The organism is Streptomyces sp. H39-C1 (genome assembly GCF_027158125.1).
GTDB lineage: Bacteria > Actinomycetota > Actinomycetes > Streptomycetales > Streptomycetaceae > Actinacidiphila > Actinacidiphila fildesensis.
The window spans coordinates 1-6,040 of record NZ_JAPVLS010000185.1; the positions used below are offsets into that span (position 1 = coordinate 1).

6 protein-coding genes and 2 pseudogenes are annotated in these 6,040 nt (G+C 73.7%); 5 read left to right on the plus strand and 3 right to left on the minus strand.

Features of this window, described 5'->3' with window-relative positions; genetic code table 11:
* A partial coding sequence (locus tag O3W51_RS46860) for an ATP-binding cassette domain-containing protein (RefSeq protein WP_269290129.1) occupies nucleotides 1-525 on the minus strand: 525 nt, incomplete at its 3' end.
* 1 nt (nucleotide 526) lies between these two features.
* Complete coding sequence (locus O3W51_RS46865; RefSeq protein WP_138354297.1) at nucleotides 527-1,204, minus strand: AIM24 family protein; 678 nt, start codon at nucleotides 1,202-1,204, stop codon at nucleotides 527-529.
* On the opposite strand from O3W51_RS46865, the gene O3W51_RS46870 reads away from it, so the two are divergent.
* The gene (locus O3W51_RS46870) at nucleotides 1,203-1,595 is read left to right on the plus strand and encodes a hypothetical protein (RefSeq protein ID WP_138354296.1); all 393 of its coding nucleotides are present in this window, start codon (nucleotides 1,203-1,205) and stop codon (nucleotides 1,593-1,595) included. The genes O3W51_RS46865 and O3W51_RS46870 overlap by 2 nt on opposite strands.
* Nucleotides 1,556-2,020 (plus strand): annotated as a pseudogene (locus O3W51_RS46875) (MFS transporter); the annotation flags it as partial. The gene O3W51_RS46870 and the pseudogene O3W51_RS46875, both read left to right, overlap by 40 nt.
* Nucleotides 2,021-2,133: 113 nt before the next feature.
* Here O3W51_RS46875 and O3W51_RS46880 read toward each other — a convergent pair.
* Nucleotides 2,134-2,889 carry a 4'-phosphopantetheinyl transferase family protein gene (locus O3W51_RS46880; protein WP_269290132.1) on the minus strand — a complete coding sequence of 252 codons (756 nt, stop codon included), beginning with the start codon at nucleotides 2,887-2,889 and terminating at the stop codon, nucleotides 2,134-2,136.
* A 115-nt stretch (nucleotides 2,890-3,004) separates the two neighbouring features.
* On the opposite strand from O3W51_RS46880, the gene O3W51_RS46885 reads away from it, so the two are divergent.
* From O3W51_RS46885 to O3W51_RS46895, 3 genes and pseudogenes are all read left to right on the plus strand, one after another.
* Nucleotides 3,005-3,694, plus strand: coding sequence for a peptidyl-tRNA hydrolase (locus tag O3W51_RS46885; RefSeq protein WP_244809482.1), 690 nt, complete (start codon nucleotides 3,005-3,007; stop codon nucleotides 3,692-3,694).
* A gap of 137 nt (nucleotides 3,695-3,831) precedes the next feature.
* Nucleotides 3,832-5,158: pseudogene (locus O3W51_RS46890) on the plus strand (DUF692 domain-containing protein).
* Nucleotides 5,159-5,163: 5 nt separating this feature from the next.
* A partial coding sequence (locus tag O3W51_RS46895) for a TIGR04222 domain-containing membrane protein (protein WP_269290133.1) occupies nucleotides 5,164-6,040 on the plus strand: 877 nt, incomplete at its 3' end.

Here is a 6,040-nt window from a genome sequence, read left to right on the forward strand (position 1 = left end):
GACGACGGCTCCGCCCGCCGCGACCCGTTCGCGCACCGCGTCGTCGAGGACCGTGCGGGCCGCCTCGTCCAGGCCCGTCCACGCCTCGTCCAGGACCAGCAACCGCGGCTCGGCGAGCAGCGCCTGGACGACGGCGATCTTCTGGGCGGTGCCCTTGGACAGCTCGTCCATCGGGGTGCGGGCGTGGCCGGCGGCCCCGAACCGCTCCAGCCACTCCCCCGCGCGCCGGCCTGCCGTGGTGCGGCGCAGCCCGTGGATCGCGCCGAGGTGGACGAGGTAGCCATGGGCGTCGAACGGCAGCGCGGGCGGGAAGCGTTCGGGCACGTACGCGGTCGCGGGGCGGCCGGTGATCCGCCCCGTGGACGGCCGGTCGACGCCGGCGACGATGCGCAGCAGCGTCGACTTCCCACTGCCGTTGGCGCCCTGGACGCGCAGCAGCGAACCCGGTGGCACGTCGAGGTCCACGTCCCGCAGCACCCAGGGCCCGCCGAGGCCGTAGCGCCGGCCGACGCGCTCCAGCCTCATGTCAGTGGGCGGCCGGCTGGACGGGTTTGGCCTCGCTCGGCCGGACGATGACGAACCCGTCGCCCTGCAGCATGAGCTGCAGCGCTTCGCCTGAACCGCCGCGCAGCATCGAGCCGAAGCTCTGCGAGCGGTGCACGGAGGTCTCCAGGTGGGCGCTCCAACCGACGACCGCGTCGGTGTCGACGTAGACCGGCGACTGCGGGCTGACGGGGATGATGATGGGGTTGCCCTCGCAGATCACACCCAGCCGGCCGTGGCCGGTGAAGACGCTGTTGAAGAGGCCGCCGCCGACCATGCCCGCGCCCTTCACCACCTTGATCTCGTAGTCGAGCGTGGTGTCGAAGCAGAGCACGTTGCGCCCGTTGATCGTGATGGCGTCGCCCTGATCGAGGCTGATGATGAAGCAGTTGGCCGCCTCGTGCGCGAACCACGCCTCGCCCGTGCCGCGTACGGACATCAGGGGCAGTCCCTCGCCGGTGAAGGCGCGCTTGAGGAACTTGCCGACGCCCTGGCCCTTCACCTCGAACTGGAGGTTGCCGCGGAAGGCGATCATCGCACCCTGGCGGGCGTAACACTCGCCGTTCACCGCGTACTTGACGGACTTGGCGTTCTCCAGGGTCATACCGGGCTCGGTGGCCGGCTTGGCCATGTTCTCGGCCGCGAAAAGGTCACTGTTCATGATCGCCATCCTCGCCCGCCGACCCCCTCCCCGCCAAGGCCCTGGGGCCCATGGCCTGCACGGGCACCCGCTGCAGAGGGTCGGTGCGCACCTGGTGCGGCTGCTGCCGCCCGGCACGCCAGCCGAACAGGCGCGCGGCGGCGCGGTCGTCGACACCGAGGGCACGTACACGGCGTATCTGAACGGCATCGGGGCGCGTGCCGTCCTGGTCCGCCCGGACTTCTACGTCTTCGGCGGCACCGCGGACACGGAGGGCACGCCCGCTCTCGTGGACGCCCTGCGCGACGCCCTTCCCGAGGCGGCGCTCACCGGCAGCGCAGCGGGGCCGCGCGGGTGCTCGGTTTCGACTCCATGCAGACCGGACTCGCCTTCCTGCCCGCACCGCTGGTGATCGGCACGATGTCGCTGTTCTTCTCCGTGAAGCTCACCATCCGCTACGGCACCCGCCGGGTCCTGCTGACCGGACTCGCGGCCCTCGCCATCGGCCTGGTCCTGCTCAGCCGCGCACCGGTCGACGGCAACTACTGGCAGCACGTGATGCCGACGCTCGTCATCCAGGGCTTCGGTATGGGTCTCGCGGTCCCGGCCGTGATCATGCGGGCGATGTCCGGCGCCGCTCCCGAGGACGCCGGTCTCGCCTCCGGCCTCAACAGCACCGCCCAGCAGTCCGGTGCCGCCGTCGGCCTCGCCGTCCTGGCGACCGTGGCCACCTCGCGCAGCAACTCCCTGCTCGACAAGGGCGCGGAGAACATCTCGGCACTGCGGGACGGCTACAGCCTGGCCTTCCTGTTCTCCGCCAGGTTCGTGGCGCTGGGCTTCCTGGCGACGTACTTCATCCTCAAGGACGCCCCGAAGACGGAGCCGGCTCCCGAGGTGGAGACGGCCCAGGACCAGCAGGACGCCGGTCCCGTCCAGAACGGAGCGCCGGTTCAGTGCGCGGTGGCTGCGGAGGGCGTGATGTCCGCCGCGCCCGGGTCGGCCACGGCGACCGCGGCGGCGCGGTTCTCCCCCACGGCCACGTCGGCGATGGACCAGCCCGCCGGGCCGGCCGCGGGCGTCTCGCCGGTCCCCACGTAGTCCGCCGAGGGGTCGCGGCCGAGACCGATGCCCAGCCCCTTGAGGTACGCCTCCTTCCGCACCCACGCCCGCGCGAAGGCGGCGGGCCGCTCCGGCGGCTCCAGGGCGCCGAGTTCGGCGATCTCCACCCGGTGCATCACGGAGGCGATGTCCGCCACCGCGTCATCGGACGGGACGGTCTCCACATCCACCCCCACCGGGGTCGCGGCGAACGCCAGGAGGGCGAAGCTGCCGCTGTGCGACAGCGAGAAGTGCACACCGCCGCCCGCCACGGCGGGACGGCCGTGCGGCCCGCCGCACCCCGGGCAGTCCTCCCGGACCAGCCGTACGTTTCCGGGGGCGCTGCCGAGCTGGGCGCCGAGCAGCAGCCGCAGTCCGACGTGCGCGGCGCGGTAGCAGTCCCGGTCGGCGTCGGCGCGGAACGCCGCGGCGCTGCGCAGTTCCTGCGGGTCGAGGACGTCGGACGCCAGCCGCGCCGCGAAGTCGGCGTGCCGGGCCGCGTTCACCAGCCACAGCCGCGGCGGGTCGCCGGGGGCGGGAAGCGCCATCCGCTCGACCCGGTGGCACGGGTCGAGCTCGCTGGGAACGCGTATCGCGGCCGTATCCACCCGGTCATCGTAGATCGTCGGCGGTTCCCGGCTGGGCGGACCCGATGGCGGGCGCGGCGGCGAGCCCCGGCGGACCGAACGCGTCCGGCGCCCTGCTCGGTGGCAGACTGTGGCCGTGACCAGCATCGACCGCGACGCGGCGCCCCAGTTCGTCCTCCCGCTCGTCGTCCGCATCGAGAAGGACGACCCGCCGGCGCGCACCGACGCCCTGGAGACCGCGGCGCGCGCCGTGCTCACCCTGCTGTCCGACGAACGGGCCGCGGGCGACGGCGAATGGGCCGAGGCGGTACGCGACTGGCAGGACGCCCGGATCCGCAAGGTCGTCCGCCGGGCGCGCGGCTCGGAGTGGCGCCGGGCCGGATATCTGCCGGGCATCACCGTGACCGGGCTGGAGGCCGAGGTACGGGTCTATCCGCCGGTCCCGCTGGACGGCTGGCCCAAGGTGCTGGCGAAGCTCCAGGTCTCGGGCACCGAACTGGACGATCCGGAACCCCCGCCCGTGGCGGAGGCCGGGCTGCCGGTGCTCTGGATGAACCCGGAGCTCGACATGTCCGCGGGCAAGGCCATGGCCCAGGCGGGCCACGGCGCGCAGCTCGCCTGGTGGGAACTGACGGACGCCGAACGCACCGCGTGGCGCGACGCCGGTTTCCCGCTCGCGGTCCGCACTCCGGCGCCCGCCCAATGGCCGGCGCTCACCGGCTCCGGCCTGCCCGTGGTGCGCGACGCCGGTTTCACCGAGATCGTCCCCGGCTCCTGCACCGTCGTCTCCGACTACCTCCCGCTGCGCCGCACCACCAGCGCGTGACACCGGGCGGGCGACGGGCCCGCACCGGCACGGGAACCTCAAATCAAGCTCTGAACCGGCCACCCACAGGGTTCGCCCGGTCCCGGCGGGGCCATCACCCCGGCACGGCGTGTGCGGGAAACGCGGAGGGGGACGGCATGAAGGACTTGGGTACAGGTATCGGCTGGCGGCCGGAGATCGCGGACGCGATCGCGGAGCTGCCCGGTGTCGACTGGGTGGAGGTCGTCTCGGAGAACCTCTGCGCCGATCACCTCCCGGAACCGCTGCGGCGGCTGCGCGAAAGCGGCACGACGGTGATCCCGCACGGGGTCTCGCTGGGCCTGGGCGGCGCGGAGCGCCCCGACCCCGGCCGGCTGGCGGCGCTCGCCACGCGGATCGGGCTGCTGGGGGCGCCGCTCGTCAGCGAGCACATCGCGTTCGTGCGGGCCGGCGGGCCGCTGACCGGTTCGCCGCGGCTGGAGGCCGGGCACCTGCTGCCCGTACCCCGCACCCGCGACGCGCTCGACGTGCTCTGCGCGAACGTCCGCATCGCGCAGGACGCGCTGCCCGTGCCGCTCGCGCTGGAGAACATCGCGCCGCTGCTCGGCTGGCCCGACGAGGAGTTCAGCGAGGGCGAGTTCCTGTACGAGCTGGTGGAGCGCACCGGCGTACGGCTGCTCATCGACGTCGCCAATCTGCACACCAACCATGTGAACCGGGGCGAGGACCCGGTCGCGGTGCTCGACGAACTGCCGCTGGAGGCCATCGCCTACGTCCATGTGGCGGGCGGGACCGAGAAGGACGGCGTCTGGCACGACACGCACGCCCATCCGGTGACCCGGCCGGTGCTGAACGTGCTCGCGGCGCTGCGCGAGCGGATCCGGCCGCCGGGCGTCCTGCTGGAGCGGGACGACAACTTCCCGTCCGCGGCCGAACTCGCCGCGGAACTCGCGGCGATCCGCGGTGTCCCGTCGGCGGAGCGGCCCCAGGAGGCGCACTGTGTCTGACGCCGACAGCGCCGCCGCACGGCAGCGGCTCGCGCTCGCGCAGACGGCGCTGCTCTCCGCGCTGGTGGCGGGCACCCCCGTCCCGGAGGGTTTCGACCGCGGCCGGATCGGCGTCCAGTCGCGGGCCCTCGCGGCCAAGCGCGCCGATGTGACCGCCAAGGTGGCCCCGGAACTGCCGGAAATCCTCGGCGACCGCTACCGTCCCGCCTTCCTGCGGTACGCGGCCACGCACCCGCTGCAGGGCGGCTACCGCCTCGACGCGCTGTGCTTCGCGGAGCATGTGCTGGACGATGACGCGGAAGCGCTCGACGACGCCACCCGCCGTCTGCTGGACGGCTGGTGGCGGGAGCGCTCGGGTCCCGCGCCGCTGTCCGCGGCCGCCCGCCCCGGCCGCCTCGTGCGGACCGGACGGTTCGGCCGGTTCGGCCGGTTCGGCCGGATCATGGACGCCGCGCGCACCGCGCTGCCGGGAAGGTGACCTCGATGAACGTCATGACCGGCCTCATGCTCACCGTGTACCTGCTGATCGCCGCCACCTCGGCGTACCTCGTCGGGGAGAAGATCCGCGCCCGCCGCTTCACCCGGCCGTACCACGGCGACATCCCCCGGGATCCGCTGGAGACCGCCTTCCTGGCCGGCGGTCCGGGCCGGGTCGCCGACACCGTGATCGCGGCGATGCACGCGGACGGCCGGATCGCCGTGGACGCTTCAGGACAGCTGACCGTGCTCCGGCCGGTCGCATCGAATCCGGTCGAGACCGCCCTGCTGGAGGCCTGCGGCGCCGAGTGGGGCGGCGGCCTGCGCCAGGTCCGTACAGCGGTGCTGACCGGATCTCCGGTGCAGTCGATCGGCGACCGGCTCGCCCGCCGCGGCCTGTTCTTCCAGCCCGAGGTGCACCGCAGATGGCGGCGGGTGTCGACGCTGCACAAGACCGTCTGGTGCCTGCTGCTGTTCCTGTCGCTGGCGGAGGTGATGCCGCACCTCGTCGTCGGTTCAGGGCTGCCGCTGTTCGTCCGGGTGCTGCCGGGGCTCGCCGTCGGGCTCTTCGTCCTCCTGACGTGCTCGGCGCCGCGCGGCCGGCTCACACCGGCCGGCAAGCGGGTGCTGCACGGGCTGCGGCTCAGCAACCGTCCGCTGCTGGCCTCCCGCACCGCCTCCACCGGCTCGGACGCCACCATGCTGTTCGCGCTGGCCGGTGCCGCCTCGATCCAGGACACCGTCCTGCGCGACCAGTTGGCGCAGTCCTCGCAGCCGTCGTCCGACGCGTCCGACCCGGGCTCGTGGGGCGATGCCGCGGGCGGCTGGGCCGGCGGCGGCACCAGCTGCGGTGGTTCCGCTTCGAGTTGCGGAGGGTCGTCGT